Annotated in this window: 11 protein-coding genes, 2 rRNA genes and 1 pseudogene; 3 read left to right on the top strand and 11 right to left on the bottom strand. The window is 66.2% G+C overall.

The genetic code is table 11. The features are described 5' to 3' along the window. The first annotated feature begins 41 nt into the window (after positions 1-41). From EJ357_RS26470 to EJ357_RS26460, 3 genes are all read left to right on the top strand, one after another. Entirely contained in the window at positions 42-977 is a 936-nt protein-coding gene (locus tag EJ357_RS26470; protein ID WP_126394070.1) for an HAD family hydrolase, read from the top strand. 421 nt (positions 978-1,398) lie between these two features. Continuing rightward, on the top strand, positions 1,399-2,172 hold the full coding sequence (locus tag EJ357_RS26465) for an ECF subfamily RNA polymerase sigma factor, BldN family (RefSeq protein ID WP_126394069.1): 774 nt from the start codon (positions 1,399-1,401) through the stop codon (positions 2,170-2,172). A gap of 251 nt (positions 2,173-2,423) precedes the next feature. Continuing rightward, a complete protein-coding gene (locus EJ357_RS26460; protein WP_126394068.1) occupies positions 2,424-3,668 on the top strand; it encodes a DUF5667 domain-containing protein in 1,245 nt (414 codons plus the stop codon). Between the two features lie 254 nt (positions 3,669-3,922). Here EJ357_RS26460 and EJ357_RS26455 read toward each other — a convergent pair whose 3' ends face one another. From EJ357_RS26455 to EJ357_RS26400, 11 genes and pseudogenes are all read right to left on the bottom strand, one after another. After that, on the bottom strand, positions 3,923-4,975 hold the full coding sequence (locus tag EJ357_RS26455) for a lysophospholipid acyltransferase family protein (RefSeq protein WP_126394067.1): 1,053 nt from the start codon (positions 4,973-4,975) through the stop codon (positions 3,923-3,925). Positions 4,976-4,989: 14 nt separating this feature from the next. Next, a complete protein-coding gene (locus tag EJ357_RS26450; protein WP_126394066.1) occupies positions 4,990-6,051 on the bottom strand; it encodes an NAD-dependent epimerase/dehydratase family protein in 1,062 nt (353 codons plus the stop codon). A gap of 272 nt (positions 6,052-6,323) precedes the next feature. After that, complete coding sequence (locus tag EJ357_RS26445; RefSeq protein ID WP_003948845.1) at positions 6,324-6,422, bottom strand: 30S ribosomal protein bS22; 99 nt, start codon at positions 6,420-6,422, stop codon at positions 6,324-6,326. A gap of 157 nt (positions 6,423-6,579) precedes the next feature. Further along, positions 6,580-6,792 carry a helix-turn-helix domain-containing protein gene (locus EJ357_RS26440; RefSeq protein ID WP_004984898.1) on the bottom strand — a complete coding sequence of 71 codons (213 nt, stop codon included), beginning with the start codon at positions 6,790-6,792 and terminating at the stop codon, positions 6,580-6,582. Between the two features lie 129 nt (positions 6,793-6,921). After that, on the bottom strand, positions 6,922-7,737 hold the full coding sequence (locus tag EJ357_RS26435) for a phosphatase (protein ID WP_126394065.1): 816 nt from the start codon (positions 7,735-7,737) through the stop codon (positions 6,922-6,924). 536 nt (positions 7,738-8,273) lie between these two features. Beyond that, the gene (locus EJ357_RS26425; RefSeq protein WP_126394063.1) at positions 8,274-9,446 is read right to left on the bottom strand and encodes an acetoin utilization protein AcuC; all 1,173 of its coding nucleotides are present in this window, start codon (positions 9,444-9,446) and stop codon (positions 8,274-8,276) included. Then, the gene (locus EJ357_RS26420) at positions 9,397-10,641 is read right to left on the bottom strand and encodes an MFS transporter (protein WP_126394062.1); all 1,245 of its coding nucleotides are present in this window, start codon (positions 10,639-10,641) and stop codon (positions 9,397-9,399) included. Before EJ357_RS26420 ends, EJ357_RS26425 begins: the two co-directional genes overlap by 50 nt. Before the next feature lie 81 nt (positions 10,642-10,722). Then, positions 10,723-11,027: pseudogene (locus EJ357_RS49535) on the bottom strand (VC0807 family protein); the annotation flags it as partial. A 111-nt stretch (positions 11,028-11,138) separates the two neighbouring features. Next, positions 11,139-11,783 carry an HAD family hydrolase gene (locus tag EJ357_RS26410; protein ID WP_126394061.1) on the bottom strand — a complete coding sequence of 215 codons (645 nt, stop codon included), beginning with the start codon at positions 11,781-11,783 and terminating at the stop codon, positions 11,139-11,141. A gap of 60 nt (positions 11,784-11,843) precedes the next feature. Further along, a 5S ribosomal RNA gene (gene rrf, locus EJ357_RS26405) occupies positions 11,844-11,960 on the bottom strand. Positions 11,961-12,053: 93 nt separating this feature from the next. Beyond that, positions 12,054-15,175: ribosomal RNA gene (locus EJ357_RS26400) — 23S ribosomal RNA — on the bottom strand. Positions 15,176-15,244 lie beyond the last annotated feature (69 nt).

Raw genomic sequence — 15,244 nt, 5'->3', positions numbered from 1 at the left:
CGACTCCGGTTGCACCGAACAAACTGGCTATGCTCACGGTCATGGCCGCTCTTGGATGGCTCACTCCCCGTAGGCGCTCCGCCACGGCGCGGAGCGTGTTGGCTGGCGAGGCCTCGGCGGAGGCAGCGCGCAAGTCGTCGCAGGAAGCGACAGTGTCGGAGATCTCGGAGGACTCCTCCGAGGAACCGGAGTTCCCGGTACTCGGCGACGAGAAGGCCGCCGCCTTCTTCGACCTGGACAACACCGTGATGCAGGGCGCCGCGCTGTTCCACTTCGGGCGGGGCCTGTACAAGCGGAAGTTCTTCGAGACGCGCGACCTCGCCAGGTTCGCCTGGCAGCAGGCGTGGTTCAGGCTGGCGGGCGTCGAGGACCCCGAACACATGCAGGACGCGCGCGACTCGGCGCTGTCGATCGTCAAGGGCCACCGGGTCTCCGAGCTGATGTCGATCGGCGAGGAGATCTACGACGAGTACATGGCCGAGCGCATCTGGCCCGGCACACGAGCCCTCGCCCAGGCACACCTGGACGCCGGCCAGAAGGTGTGGCTGGTGACGGCGGCCCCCGTGGAGATCGCCCAGGTGATCGCCCGCCGCCTCGGCCTCACCGGCGCCCTGGGCACGGTGGCGGAATCCGTGGACGGCGTCTACACGGGCAAGCTGGTGGGCGAACCCCTGCACGGCCCCGCGAAGGCGGAGGCGCTGCGCGCCCTGGCCGCGGCGGAGGAGCTGGACCTCTCCCGCTGCGCGGCCTACAGCGACTCGCACAACGACATCCCGATGCTCTCCCTGGTCGGCCACCCCTACGCCATCAACCCCGACTCCAAGCTCCGCAAGCACGCCCGCAAACTGGACTGGCGCCTGCGCGACTACCGCACCGGCCGCAAGGCGGCGAAGGTCGGCATCCCGGCGGCGGCCGGGGTGGGCGCGGTGGCCGGGGGGACGGCTGCGGCGATCGCGCTGCACCGGCGCCGGCGGTAGGGCCGCGCGTCCCGCTCCCGCACCCACCAGCACCTCCGCCTCTCGAACACCGCACACTCCTCAGCGCCGGCCGGCCCAGCTCCATCCGGTCGGCGCTTTCGGCCACGCCCGGCCATGCGGCCAATCCGCACCCCATACCCCCGCGATCCCCTGTCCAGTCCCCTTGGCTGCACACGGCCACAACACGCCCCGGAGTCAGCCGGAACACGGGCGGATTCGATCAACAAGCGGTCACTCTGCGGCACTTGATGCGCCGTCAATAGGTTACAGAAGAGACGCAATCGGTGATTTGAGCAACTGGGCGTAGCAGTGCCTGCACGAAGCGTTATTCTCCTCAGACGCAAACCGGTACCCCTCCGTCGCTACGACGGGTGAACGGTCCCGCACTGCACGTGATGGAAGCTCTGCCTCTGGGAGTCCCGTGTACCCACACGTCGGGGTTGACGCCTCGGGCCTGGCTACGCTGCGCGCAACGGTCCAAGACCTGTTGCGCGGCTTCGTCCCCACCGCGTACGCCGTCCCCGCCCTCGCCGTAACGACCGTGCCCGTCGGCCCGTGCTACGCACTCGCCGACGGCACCGCCGCCGTCGGCAGACGAGGGCGGTCGGCCGGCGCGGCGACCGCTCGACGGCCCGCCGCGGACAGCGACAGCGCTCGAATGATGGATCTCGTCGAACGCGCGCAGGCCGGCGAGGCCGACGCGTTCGGACGGCTCTACGACCAGTACAGCGACACCGTTTACCGCTACATCTACTACCGCGTCGGAGGGAAGGCCACCGCCGAGGACCTCACTAGCGAGACCTTTCTGCGGGCCCTTCGGCGGATCGGCACCTTCACCTGGCAGGGCCGGGACTTCGGCGCCTGGCTCGTCACCATCGCCCGCAACCTCGTGGCCGACCACTTCAAGTCCAGCCGCTTCCGGCTGGAGGTGACCACCGGGGAGATGCTCGACGCCAACGAGGTCGAGCGCTCCCCCGAGGACTCCGTCCTCGAGTCCCTCTCCAACGCCGCCCTCCTCGATGCCGTACGACGGCTCAACCCTCAGCAGCAGGAGTGCGTCACCCTCCGCTTCCTCCAGGGCCTCTCGGTCGCCGAGACCGCCCGCGTCATGGGCAAGAACGAGGGCGCCATCAAGACCCTCCAGTACCGGGCCGTACGCACCCTCGCCCGGCTTCTTCCGGACGACGTGCGCTGAGCGCGTCACCCGTACCGATCCAGCACTCTCCGCAATCATCAACTCACCCTCGGTGAAAGTCGGTTGACTTCGCGGTCCGTTCATCCGCCGTCCGTAACCCAAGTGCCGAGCCGCTCGTTGTGCGGGATGCAGGCTCCCTGTGGTCACTACCTGGCCGACTTCGATCACTCGATCGTGTGGATCTGGTCAGGGCGTGCAACCCTCAGGACCCCCTGGGGAGCCGACCGTCATCACGAGAGGAGGTGCCGCCAGTGATCGCGAACGTATCGGCACACCGGCGGGCGAACGCCTTCGCCCAGGCCCTGGAGGAGCTGACCGACCGGGGCTCGGCGGCCGAGCAGGCCGAGCAGCCCGATGGATCGGCACCGGCACCGGCTGCTGCGGAACAGACCGAGCAGGGGCGCCTGTTGGCCCTCACCGAGGGGCTCGGCGAGCTTCCCAAGCCCGTACTCGACCCCGAGGTCAAGGTCGTTCAACGGGCCCAGCTCGTGGCCGCGATGGAGGCCATGCTGCAGGAGGGCACCGCGGGGGGCGACGCGGGACCGGCCCTGCCAGGGCAACGTTCGGATCGGGCACGGGGCGCTCACCGGGCGTCCCCACTGGGGAAGTTGCGACCACGTTCGCGGCTCGCCAAAGGCCTCACCGCGGGCGGGCTCAGCGTAGGTGTCGCCGCCGGAGCCTTCGGCGGAGTGGCCGCCGCGAGTTCCGACGCACTGCCCGGTGACTCCCTCTACGGGCTCAAGCGCGGCATCGAGGACTTCAAGCTCAACGTCCTGGCCGACGGCGACGACGAGCGCGGGCGCTCCTATCTCGACCAGGCCTCCACCCGGCTGAACGAGGCCCGGCGGCTGATGGAGCGCGGCCGCGGCGGACAGCTCGACCACGAGTCGATGGCAGAGATCCGCCGCGCCCTGTCCGGCATGCAGCACGACGCCTCGGAGGGACATCGCCTGCTGAGCGAGGCGTACCAGCGCGACCCCGGATCCCTGGGCCCCATCCAGGCCCTCTCCGCCTTCTCACGCTCGCACCGCGCGGCGTGGGGCAACCTGCGCGAGCGGCTTCCCCTCCAACTCGGGGACGTCAGTGACCGCGTGTCGTCGGTGTTCGACGCCATAGACGAAGAGGTCGCCCCGCTGGAGTCCCTCCTCCCACCGTCCCCGGAACAGGGCGGCGACGGCAAGCGGCGAGGCGGTCCCGGATCGTCGTCCACCGGTACGTCCGGCTCCGACCGTTCGGCCCGCCCCAGCGCCGGCGGCGGCTCCTCCGACGGCAACCGGTCCAGCAACCCCAGCAAGTCCGCCGAGAGCTCCGGAAGCGAGAGCGAGGGCCTGCTCGGCGGCAGCACCGGCGGCCTGCTCGACCCACCGAAGGACACCGGCAGCACCGGCACCTCACCATCCACCTCAACCCCGAGCACCGAGCCCGCGGTAACCCTCCCGCCCCTCCTCCCGGGCCTCCTGCCCGGCCTGGGCATCGACGGCGAGGACGCGAACTAGCCGCAGCGGAGCAGCGAGTCGTACGGCGATGGGGGCGCCCCTCTCAGGAGGGGCGCCCCCATCGCCGTACAAGCCACACAAACGCTTCTCCCGTCAGCACCATCCGGCCGACGTCAGAAGAACACCGACCGCCGCTGCACCAACAGCTTGGCCCCTCCTGTCTGCTGCCCTTGCACTGCTGCGCAGGCTGCGAACAGCTGCGCCGGACTCCGTCCGGCGGCTCCGAGCGACCCGCGCCCAAGGATCGGCCGACGTCAGAAGAACACCGACCGCCGCTGCACCAACAGCTTGTAGAGCGTGTGCTGAATCTGTTCCCTCACCTGGTCGGTCAGGTTGAACATCAGCATCGGGTCCTCGGCGGCCTCCGGCGGATATCCGTCCGTGGGGATCGGCTCGCCGAACTGGATCGTCCACTTCGTCGGGAGCGGCACCGCGCCCAGTGGGCCCAGCCACGGGAAGGTCGGGGTCAGCGGGAAGTACGGGAAGCCCAGGAGGCGGGCGAGGGTCTTCGCGTTGCCGATCATCGGGTAGATCTCCTCGGCCCCGACGATCGAGCAGGGGATGATCGGCGTGCCCTTGCGCAGGGCTGTGGAGACGAAGCCGCCGCGGCCGAAGCGCTGCAGCTTGTAGCGCTCGCTGAAGGGCTTGCCGATGCCCTTGAAGCCCTCGGGCATCACCCCGACCAGCTCGCCCTGCCCCAGCAGCCGCTCGGCGTCCTCCGCACAGGCCAGGGTGTGGCCGAGCTTGCGGGCCAGCTCGTTGACCACCGGCAGCATGAAGACCAGGTCGGCGGCGAGCAGGCGCAGATGGCGGCCCGCCGGGTGATGGTCGTGCACGGCGACCTGCATCATCAGGCCGTCCAGCGGCAGCGTCCCGGAGTGGTTGGCGACGATCAGCGCGCCGCCCTCGGACGGGATGTTCTCGACGCCCTTCACCTCGACCCGGAAGTACTTCTCGTACACCGGGCGCAGCAGGGACATCAGGACCTGGTCGGTGAGCTCCTCGTCGTACCCGAAGTCGTCGACGTCGTAGTCCCCGGTGAGGCGGCGGCGCAGGAAGGCCAGGCCGCTCGCGATACGCCGCTCCAGGCCGCCGTCGTCCTGGGGCTTCTGGGGCGGCTGTTCCTCACGTGTCACAGGAACATCATCCTGCGCGAAGGACCGTCCCGGGAGGGGCTGGACCTCGCGTACCAGCGCGGATTCACCGTTCTTGCGCCGATTCCCCGCGCTCCGGCGCCGCGACGGCCGCTGTACGGCGCTTCCACGGGAACGGTCGTCGTCGAACGGAATGACCTTGGCGTCCGCCATCGTTGATGCGCTCCTCAGTTGGCGCTCTGCGTCGGGGGGTGGACGCCGCCCAGGGCGGGCAGCGCGGCGATCCGGTCGACGGCCCCGGCAAGGGCCTCCGGCGGCAGCAGACCCGGTGCGCGGCTGCGCGCGAACTCCGCGAAGGTCTCCGCCGTCGTGAACTTCGGCTTGAATCCGAGCGTCTCGCGCATCTGGTCCGTCGACACGACCCGGCCGTGCGTGAGCAGCCGGATCTGTTCGGGCGAGAAGTCCGACATACCCAGCGTACGCACGAGGGAGCCGGCCCACGTCACGGCGGGCAGCAGGAGCGGCACGGTGGGCCGTCCGAGCCTTCGGGAGCACTGCGAGAGCAGCAGGACGCCGTCGCCGGCGATGTTGAAGGTGCCGCTGTTGAGCGTGCCCCGCTCCGGCTCGTGCGAGGCGATGCGCAGCACCTCGATCACGTCGTCCTCGTGCACGAACTGCAGCCGCGGGTCGTACCCGAAGACGGTCGGCAGCACGGGCAGCGAGAAGTACGAGGCCAGCGGCGTGTCCGCGGTCGGCCCGAGGATGTTGGCGAACCGCAGCACACACACGGCGACGTCCGGCCGCCGCCGCGCGAACCCGCGCACATAGCCCTCGACCTCCACCGCGTCCTTGGCGAATCCGCCGCTGGGCAGGGACTTGGGCGGGGTCGTCTCGGTGAAGACGGCCGGGTCGCGGGGCGCGGATCCGTACACGTTCGTACTGGACTTGACCACGAGTCGCTTGACGTTGGGGGACTTCTGGCAGGCGCCGAGCAGCTGCATGGTCCCGATGACGTTGGTTTCCTTGACCGTGGTCCGGCTGCCGCTGCCGAGCGCGGTTCCGGTCACGTCCATGTGCACGACGGTGTCGGCGCCGCTCTCGGCCAGCACCCGCGCGATGGTGGGCTGCCGGATGTCGGCCTGGATGAAGTCGGCACCCCCCAGATGGTGCTCGGGCGGCACCGCGTCCACGGCGATCACCCGGTCCACCTGTGGGTCACGCTGGATCCGTCGTACGAACCGGCCCCCCAGTTGACGGGCCACTCCGGTCACGAGCACGACCTTGCCCAAGATTCAGCGCCTTCCTTCCCAGCACTCGTCCCCTGCGTACCCTGCCGAGTTCCCCGTGTGCGGCCAACTTAGCCGGTCGATGTTGCGCTGTGATGACCCCCCAATGCATGAAGTGACGAGAATTCCCTGCATACGACCGGACGGGTCAACCCTTCGTCCAGGCATACGCACAGGGTTCGGCCCTTCGTACACCGCCCCCGATACGCGTGTGGCCCCCCACCGGATGTGGTGGGGGGCCACAGACACGCCATGCGCCGCTTCCGCGGCGTCGCTCACTTCTTGTTGCGACGCTGAACGCGCGTGCGCTTGAGCAGCTTGCGGTGCTTCTTCTTGGCCATCCGCTTGCGCCGCTTCTTGATAACAGAGCCCACGACTACCCTCGCTCACTTCTCATCACTCGGTGTTTGGGCGCCATGGGCCCACACGACCTACGAGGGGCTAGCCTACCCGCCCGAGCGCTGAGGTCGTAATCGAGGGGACGAGGGGGAATCCCGCAAAGCCCTGAGGACGCCCCCTCACCCGTCGCCGTCAGGCGGTTTCCACCCCCACATAACTCTCGCGGAGGTACTCGTGAACCGCTTGCTCGGGGACGCGGAAGGACCGCCCCACCCGGATCGCGGGCAGATGACCGCTGTGCACCAGCCGGTACACGGTCATCTTCGACACTCGCATCACCGAGGCGACTTCCGCCACGGTAAGGAACTGAACCTCGTTCAGAGGCCTCTCGCCAGCTGCAGCCATGACACACCTGAACCTTCCGCACTCGACGGCCACCGGCTTCCCCTTCCGGTGACTCTTCGTCGCTGCGTGCTCACTCCCCAATGTAGGGGCGGGTGATGCGAGTGGGGAAGAGGTGCAGCCATCGGCGACCTACTGTGACAGACACGCTCGATTGAGTACGTAGCGGGTAAGCGGCCGGTAGTAATCAGACCGCACAGCGTCATCAAGTGGAACGACGACGGACACCGACCCCTCGGCCTCCCCCACAAAGAGCGCGGGGTCATTCGTATCGGCGAGACCAATGGCCTCAAACCCCAGCTGACCTGCCCCGCAGACCCAACCGTGATCCCCGATCACCAGCTCCGGCAACGGCCCGCCAGCCTCGGCCGCGGCGGCCAGAGCGGTACGAACCGGGAGCGGTGAATGCGTATGTGCGCCGGTCTCACGCCCGGAGCTCAGGGCGCCGGCTTCCCGCACCAACGCGACTCCTCGTACGTAGTCAAGGTTGTACGTGCGTAGGCCGAACCGGGTCGTTATGTCGACACAATGACCATGCGCGGGGGTGAGGACGGTACACCCCGCCGCCGACAACGCGTCCGCCAAGGCGGCGTAGAACCCGAGCAGTCGATGCGGATGCCCGGTACCGATCAGCACCGGCACACGGCGCTCCGCGGCCACCCCGATCCGCTCAGCGAAAGCATTCAACCCACTCAGAGTCCGCCCAGGATCGATCACATCAAGGCCGGATACATGCGCCGGATCGGCCGAAACCCCACACTTGTCCGCCATCAACCCGATCAAATCCCGCACCCGCCAGCTCCACTCGGGATCAAGCCCAATGAGCACCCGAGGATCCCGAGCAGCAAAAAGCCGATAACTCCGAAGACTCACCTCCCGAGAGGTAGCCACGGTCCCGGCAAGCCGAGCGGCCAGGAGATGGGCACGAAGGGCTCCGGTACTCAACACGTGAGCGATGGTGACGGACGGACCACCACGGGGCCGGGCGAACGGACAAACACCGCGCGGTTGGGCTAAGGAACCCCACCACACCCCTCACACAAGGACGGCTTCGCCACAGGGGATTGGCGGTCACTGCACGGGCGCGGCCGAGGCAGCACCTCTCAACCCGGGCCCAGGCATCTCAGCCCGCCCGGCGCCCGAGCATCGGGCACGCCATCCCGAACCCCCACCCACCCAGGGGACGCCCTCTGAGCAAGGGCCACATGAGGCCCCGCCATCCCGAGCCCCCATCCACCCGCAGGGGGCATGATCTGGGCGAGGGCGACTTCTCGGCGCCGGCACCGGCATTTCAGCCCGTCCGGCGTTTGAGGACGAGGCCCCTTCAGGGCCGAAGCGGGGGTCTGGGGGCGCAGCCCCCGGAAACGCCCCGGGGTCGAAGGGGCAGAGCCCCTGGAGGACGGGACGGGTAGGGGCGGCGGGGGCGAAGAAAACCCGCCCCACACGCACCCCCAGCCCCCAGCCCCCAGCCCTCTACGCCTGCCCTACGCCAACAACCCCCGCAACGGAAACACAGCCTTCCGAGTCGCCAGCACAGCCTGATCCAACCGATCCGCAGGGTCGTACCCCGCCTCCCAGTCCCCCCACGACACAGGCCACCGCCCATCAGTCATCCGCACCGGCCCCAACTGCCGAGTCCGCGCAAAGACTTCCTGCCGCCACCCCTCCGGAATCACCGCCGAAGGCTCAATCGGCCGCCCCGCCGCAATCCCCACCAGATGCGTCCACGACCGAGGCACGACCTCCACCACGGCGTACCCACCCCCACCCAGCGCGACCCACTTCCCCCCGGCGTACTCATGCGCCAGGTCATGACACGCCACCTGCACAGCCCGCTGCGCATCCAACGACACGGCAAGATGCGCCAACGGATCCTCGAAGTGCGTATCGGCCCCATGCTGAGTCACCAACACCTGCGGCCGAAAATCAGCGATCACCTCCGGCACCACGGCATGAAACGCCCGCAACCACCCCGCATCCCCGGTCCCGGCCGGCAACGCGACATTGACGGCCGTCCCCTCCGCACCCCCGCCCCCGGTCTCCTCCGGCCACCCGGTCTGCGGAAACAACGTACGAGGATGCTCGTGCAACGAAACCGTCAGCACCCGCGGATCCTCCCAGAACGCCGCCTGCACCCCATCCCCGTGATGCACGTCGACATCGATGTAGGCGACCCGCTCGGCCCCGAGCTCCAACAACCGCGCGACAGCCAGCGAGGCGTCGTTGTAGATACAGAACCCCGACGCACCCCCGGGCATCGCATGATGCAGCCCACCCGCGAAGTTCACCGCGTGCAGCGCGTCCCCCCGCCACACGGCCTCCGCCGCCCCCACAGACTGCCCGGCGATCAGCGCCGACACCTCATGCATCCCCGCGAACGCGGGATCATCCAGCGTCCCGAGCCCGTACGACTGATCCGCCGCCCGCGGATCCACCGACGCCGCCTTCACGGCCTCGATGTAGTCCTCCCGGTGCACCAGCCGCAACGTCGACTCCCCGGCCGGCTGCGCCGCGACGACGTCCACGTCCTTGTCCAGCCCGAAGGCATCGACGAGCCTCCTGGTCAGGGCCAGCCGCACCGGGTCCATCGGATGGTCCCGGCCGAAGTCATAGCCCGTTACTGCCTCGTCCCACATCAGCTGTGCGCGGCCGCTCATGCCCGCCACCGTATCGGTCCGGTTGAGCGGCGAACGACCGGGCGTACACAAGCGTCACCAGCACCAACACCATCGGCACAAGCATGGCCCCGCGATAACTCCACGCATCGCCCAGCGCACCCACCAGCGGCGAACCGATCAAAAACCCCACGTAATTGAACACATTGAGCCGCGCAATGGCAGCATCCGAAGCCCCCGGCCCGCCTCTGTCACCAGCAAGCCGCCCAGCCGCCGCGAACGTCTGCGGCACCACCACACACAACCCCAGCCCGAGCAGCGTGAACCCCAGCATCCCGACCCACGCCCCCGACGCCCCGGCCACCACCGCGAACCCGACAGCGGCCACCAGCGCCCCCGCCCGCACCACCGCGACGGCCCCGAACCTCCGCACCCCGAGGTCCCCGATGGCCCGCCCCAGCAACGTGGTGACCATGTAGACGTTGTACGGCACAGTCGCCAGCTGCTCCGAACTCCCCAGCACGTCCTGCAGATACTTCGCGCTCCAGTTGGAGACGGTCGAGTCCCCGATATAGGCGAAGGTCATCACCAGACAGAACGGCAACAGCACCTTGAAGGCGACGCCCCCACGCTCCCCCGAGCCCCCCGCCACAACAGAGCCCCCACCCCCACTGCCACTCCCGCCATCGACGTACCACCGACTCCCCACCAGCGCAGCCGGCAACAACACCACGACGACCGGCAGATAGGACACGAACAGCGCCAGATCCCAGTGCGCCCCCACCCAGGCCAACGAGGCCCCCACAATCCCGCCCAGACTGTACGCAGCGTGAAAGCTGAGCATGATGCTGCGCCCGTACGACCGCTGCAGACTCACCCCGAGCATGTTCATCGAGGCGTCGAGCACACCCACGGCCAGCCCGAACGCGGCAAGCGCAAGCCCCAGCTCGACCATGCGCTCCCCTGCCCCCACCCCGAGCAGCGCCAGGAGCACGACGGGCTGGGACCACCGCAGCAGCCGACTCGGCGGTATGCGCCTCACCAGCCGCTCGGTCGCCACACTCCCCACGCCGGCCAGGATCGGCACGGCCGCGAGGAACGCGGGCAGCAGCGCGTCGGAGACCCCGTACCGGTCCTGGATGGCCGGAATCCGGGTCACGAGCAGGGCAAAGGCGACACCCTGAGCGAAGAAGCTGAACGCCAACGAGGCCCTACCGCGCCGCAGCACATCAGTCATGGCGGCGAGCGTAGGGCCCCGGACTACCCGTGGGTAGATCCAGCCAAAGATGAATTTCCCTCAGCTTTACCGACTCCACCCTCAGACGGCGACGGCAACCTCGGACCGCACGGCCCTCTCGGCCGCCTTCACCTCGGCGATGACCAGCCGCGCCATGGGCCCGGCGGCCACAACCCGGCTGACCAAGAAGGCCAACGCCATGGAGCCGACCAGGATCACGGACCCGAGCCACACCATGGTGTCCACGGGCACCGTGTACGCACCCCCCACGCGCCGCACAACACCAGCCGCGCCCAAGCAGCCTCCCTCCCCGGGTCGCCCTGCACCAGGGAGGGCTTGAGCCCCGCGGTCATCAGCGGCCGCCCCAGCGCCACCGACACCAGGATCAGCGGCCCGAAGGCGTCCTGCTTGCTCGTCCGCGTCGTCATGCACTCAGCGTCCCGCCCATCGGAGCCCGCCCAGCAGGAACGAACGTCCGGAGCTCGGCATGACCAATGTCAAACGACCAGCTCGGCCAACTCCCCCATATCCGAGAAGAGTCGAGTGGCACCCACCAGCCTCTCAACTGGCGTCATGGCAGTGAACCCAAGGACATCCATCCCGGCCGCGACGGCCGCCTGCACCCCCAGCGGACTGTCCTCGACGACGACACACCGCTCCGGCGCGACCCCCATCCGCTCGGCCGCGTACAGAAACAGGTCGGGTGCCGGCTTCCCCCGCCCCACATCCTGCGAGCTGAAGATCCGCCCGCCGTCGAACCACCGGTCCAGCCCAGTCGTCCGATGCCCCACCCGGATCCGCTCATGACTACCCGAGGAGGCCACACAGTACGGCACCCCATCCTCGGCAAGCCTCGCCAGCACATCCGCGGCTCCGTCCACCGCCTTCAATTCCCGCTCGAACGCCGCGAACACCCTCGCATGAAAGACGTCATCGAAGTCAGCCGGCAGCCGCTGCCCCGTCCGCTCCTCGATCAGATCGTGGATCCGGTGCATCGCGGACCCCATGTAGTCCCGAATGGAGTCCTCGTACGACGTCGGATGCCCCAGCTCGGTCAGATACTCAGCCAGCAGCCGATTGGAGATGGGCTCGCTGTCGACGAGCACACCATCGTTGTCGAAAATGACGAGGTCATAGCGCATACGGTGAGCCTAAACGCAGAAAACCCCGCACCGAAAGGTGCGGGGTTTTCTTCAAATTTTGTTCGGCGGCGTCCTACTCTCCCACAGGGTCCCCCCTGCAGTACCATCGGCGCTGTAAGGCTTAGCTTCCGGGTTCGGAATGTAACCGGGCGTTTCCCTCACGCTATAACCACCGAAACACTATGAAACTGTCAAACATGCCGCACCACGCTCCATGGAAACGCGGGGCCGTTCGTGGTTTCAGAACCAACACAGTGGACGCGAGCAACTGAGGACAAGCCCTCGGCCTATTAGTACCGGTCACCTCCACACCTCACGGTGCTTCCAGATCCGGCCTATCAACCCAGTCGTCTACTGGGAGCCTTACCCCATCAAGTGGGTGGGAGTCCTCATCTCGAAGCAGGCTTCCCGCTTAGATGCTTTCAGCGGTTATCCCTCCCGAACGTAGCCAACCAGCCATGCCCTTGGCAGAACAACTGGCACACCAGAGGTTCGTCCGTCCCGGTCCTCTCGTACTAGGGACAGCCCTTCTCAAGACTCCTACGCGCACAGCGGATAGGGACCGAACTGTCTCACGACGTTCTAAACCCAGCTCGCGTACCGCTTTAATGGGCGAACAGCCCAACCCTTGGGACCGACTCCAGCCCCAGGATGCGACGAGCCGACATCGAGGTGCCAAACCATCCCGTCGATATGGACTCTTGGGGAAGATCAGCCTGTTATCCCCGGGGTACCTTTTATCCGTTGAGCGACGGCGCTTCCACAAGCCACCGCCGGATCACTAGTCCCGACTTTCGTCCCTGCTCGACCCGTCGGTCTCACAGTCAAGCTCCCTTGTGCACTTACACTCAACACCTGATTGCCAACCAGGCTGAGGGAACCTTTGGGCGCCTCCGTTACCCTTTAGGAGGCAACCGCCCCAGTTAAACTACCCATCAGACACTGTCCCTGATCCGGATCACGGACCCAGGTTAGACATCCAGCACGACCAGAGTGGTATTTCAACGACGACTCCACGAACACTGGCGTGCCCGCTTCACAGTCTCCCACCTATCCTACACAAGCCGAACCGAACACCAATATCAAACTGTAGTAAAGGTCCCGGGGTCTTTCCGTCCTGCTGCGCGAAACGAGCATCTTTACTCGTAGTGCAATTTCACCGGGCCTATGGTTGAGACAGTCGAGAAGTCGTTACGCCATTCGTGCAGGTCGGAACTTACCCGACAAGGAATTTCGCTACCTTAGGATGGTTATAGTTACCACCGCCGTTTACTGGCGCTTAAGTTCTCAGCTTCGCCATGACGAATCATGACTAACCGGTCCCCTTAACGTTCCAGCACCGGGCAGGCGTCAGTCCGTATACATCGCCTTACGGCTTCGCACGGACCTGTGTTTTTAGTAAACAGTCGCTTCTCGCTGGTCTCTGCGGCCACCCCCAGCTCAAGCAGCAAGTGCCATCACCAGGTGTGGCCCCCCTTCTCCCGAAGTTACGGGGGCATTTTGCCGAGTTCCTTAACCATAGTTCACCCGAACGCCTCGGTATTCTCTACCTGACCACCTGAGTCGGTTTAGGGTACGGGCCGCCATGAAACTCGCTAGAGGCTTTTCTCGACAGCATAGGATCATCCACTTCACCACAATCGGCTCGGCATCAGGTCTCAGCCTTAACGGTGTGCGGATTTACCTACACACCGGCCTACACCCTTACCCCGGGACAACCACCGCCCGGGCTGGACTACCTTCCTGCGTCACCCCATCACTCACCTACTACAAGTCTGGTCCGTCGGCTCCACCACTCCCCTTTGCCCGAAGGCTCCAGGGCGGCTTCACGGACTTAGCATCGCCTGGTTCGATGTTTGACGCTTCACAGCGGGTACCGGAATATCAACCGGTTATCCATCGACTACGCCTGTCGGCCTCGCCTTAGGTCCCGACTTACCCTGGGCAGATCAGCTTGACCCAGGAACCCTTAGTCAATCGGCGCACACGTTTCTCACGTGTGAATCGCTACTCATGCCTGCATTCTCACTCGTGAACCGTCCACCACTGCCTTCCGGCGCGGCTTCACCCGGCACACGACGCTCCCCTACCCATCACGATCCCCGTTGGGGGTATATATCGCAATGACACGACTTCGGCGGTACGCTTGAGCCCCGCTACATTGTCGGCGCGGAATCACTAGACCAGTGAGCTATTACGCACTCTTTCAAGGGTGGCTGCTTCTAAGCCAACCTCCTGGTTGTCTCTGCGACTCCACATCCTTTCCCACTTAGCGTACGCTTAGGGGCCTTAGTCGATGCTCTGGGCTGTTTCCCTCTCGACCATGGAGCTTATCCCCCACAGTCTCACTGCCGCGCTCTCACTTACCGGCATTCGGAGTTTGGCTAAGGTCAGTAACCCGGTAGGGCCCATCGCCTATCCAGTGCTCTACCTCCGGCAAGAAACACACGACGCTGCACCTAAATGCATTTCGGGGAGAACCAGCTATCACGGAGTTTGATTGGCCTTTCACCCCTAACCACAGGTCATCCCCCAGGTTTTCAACCCTGGTGGGTTCGGTCCTCCACGAAGTCTTACCTCCGCTTCAACCTGCCCATGGCTAGATCACTCCGCTTCGGGTCTTGAGCGCGCTACTATATCGCCCTATTCGGACTCGCTTTCGCTACGGCTTCCCCACACGGGTTAACCTCGCAACACACCGCAAACTCGCAGGCTCATTCTTCAAAAGGCACGCAGTCACGAGATGGAAGCAAGCTTCCATCCGACGCTCCCACGGCTTGTAGGCACACGGTTTCAGGTACTATTTCACTCCCCTCCCGGGGTACTTTTCACCATTCCCTCACGGTACTATCCGCTATCGGTCACCAGGGAATATTTAGGCTTAGCGGGTGGTCCCGCCAGATTCACACGGGATTTCTCGGGCCCCGTGCTACTTGGGTGTCTCTCAAACGAGCCGCTGACGTTTCGACTACGGGGGTCTTACCCTCTACGCCGGACCTTTCGCATGTCCTTCGCCTACATCAACGGTTTCTGACTCGTCCTGTCGCCGGCAGACGACAGAAGAGAGATCCCACAACCCCGCATACGCAACCCCTGCCGGGTCTCACACGTATACGGTTTAGCCTCATCCAGTTTCGCTCGCCACTACTCCCGGAATCACGGTTGTTTTCTCTTCCTGCGGGTACTGAGATGTTTCACTTCCCCGCGTTCCCTCCACATACCCTATGTGTTCAGGTATGGGTGACAGCCCATGACGACTGCCGGGTTTCCCCATTCGGAAACCCCCGGATCAAAGCCTGGTTGACGACTCCCCGGGGACTATCGTGGCCTCCCACGTCCTTCATCGGTTCCTGGTGCCAAGGCATCCACCGTGCGCCCTTAAAAACTTGGCCACAGATGCTCGCGTCCACTGTGCAGTTCTCAAACAACGACCAGCCACCCGTCACACACCACTCACGCGA

Source organism: Streptomyces cyaneochromogenes (genome assembly GCF_003963535.1).
Lineage (GTDB): Bacteria > Actinomycetota > Actinomycetes > Streptomycetales > Streptomycetaceae > Streptomyces > Streptomyces shaanxiensis.
This window is presented reverse-complemented; position numbering and strand designations above follow the sequence as displayed.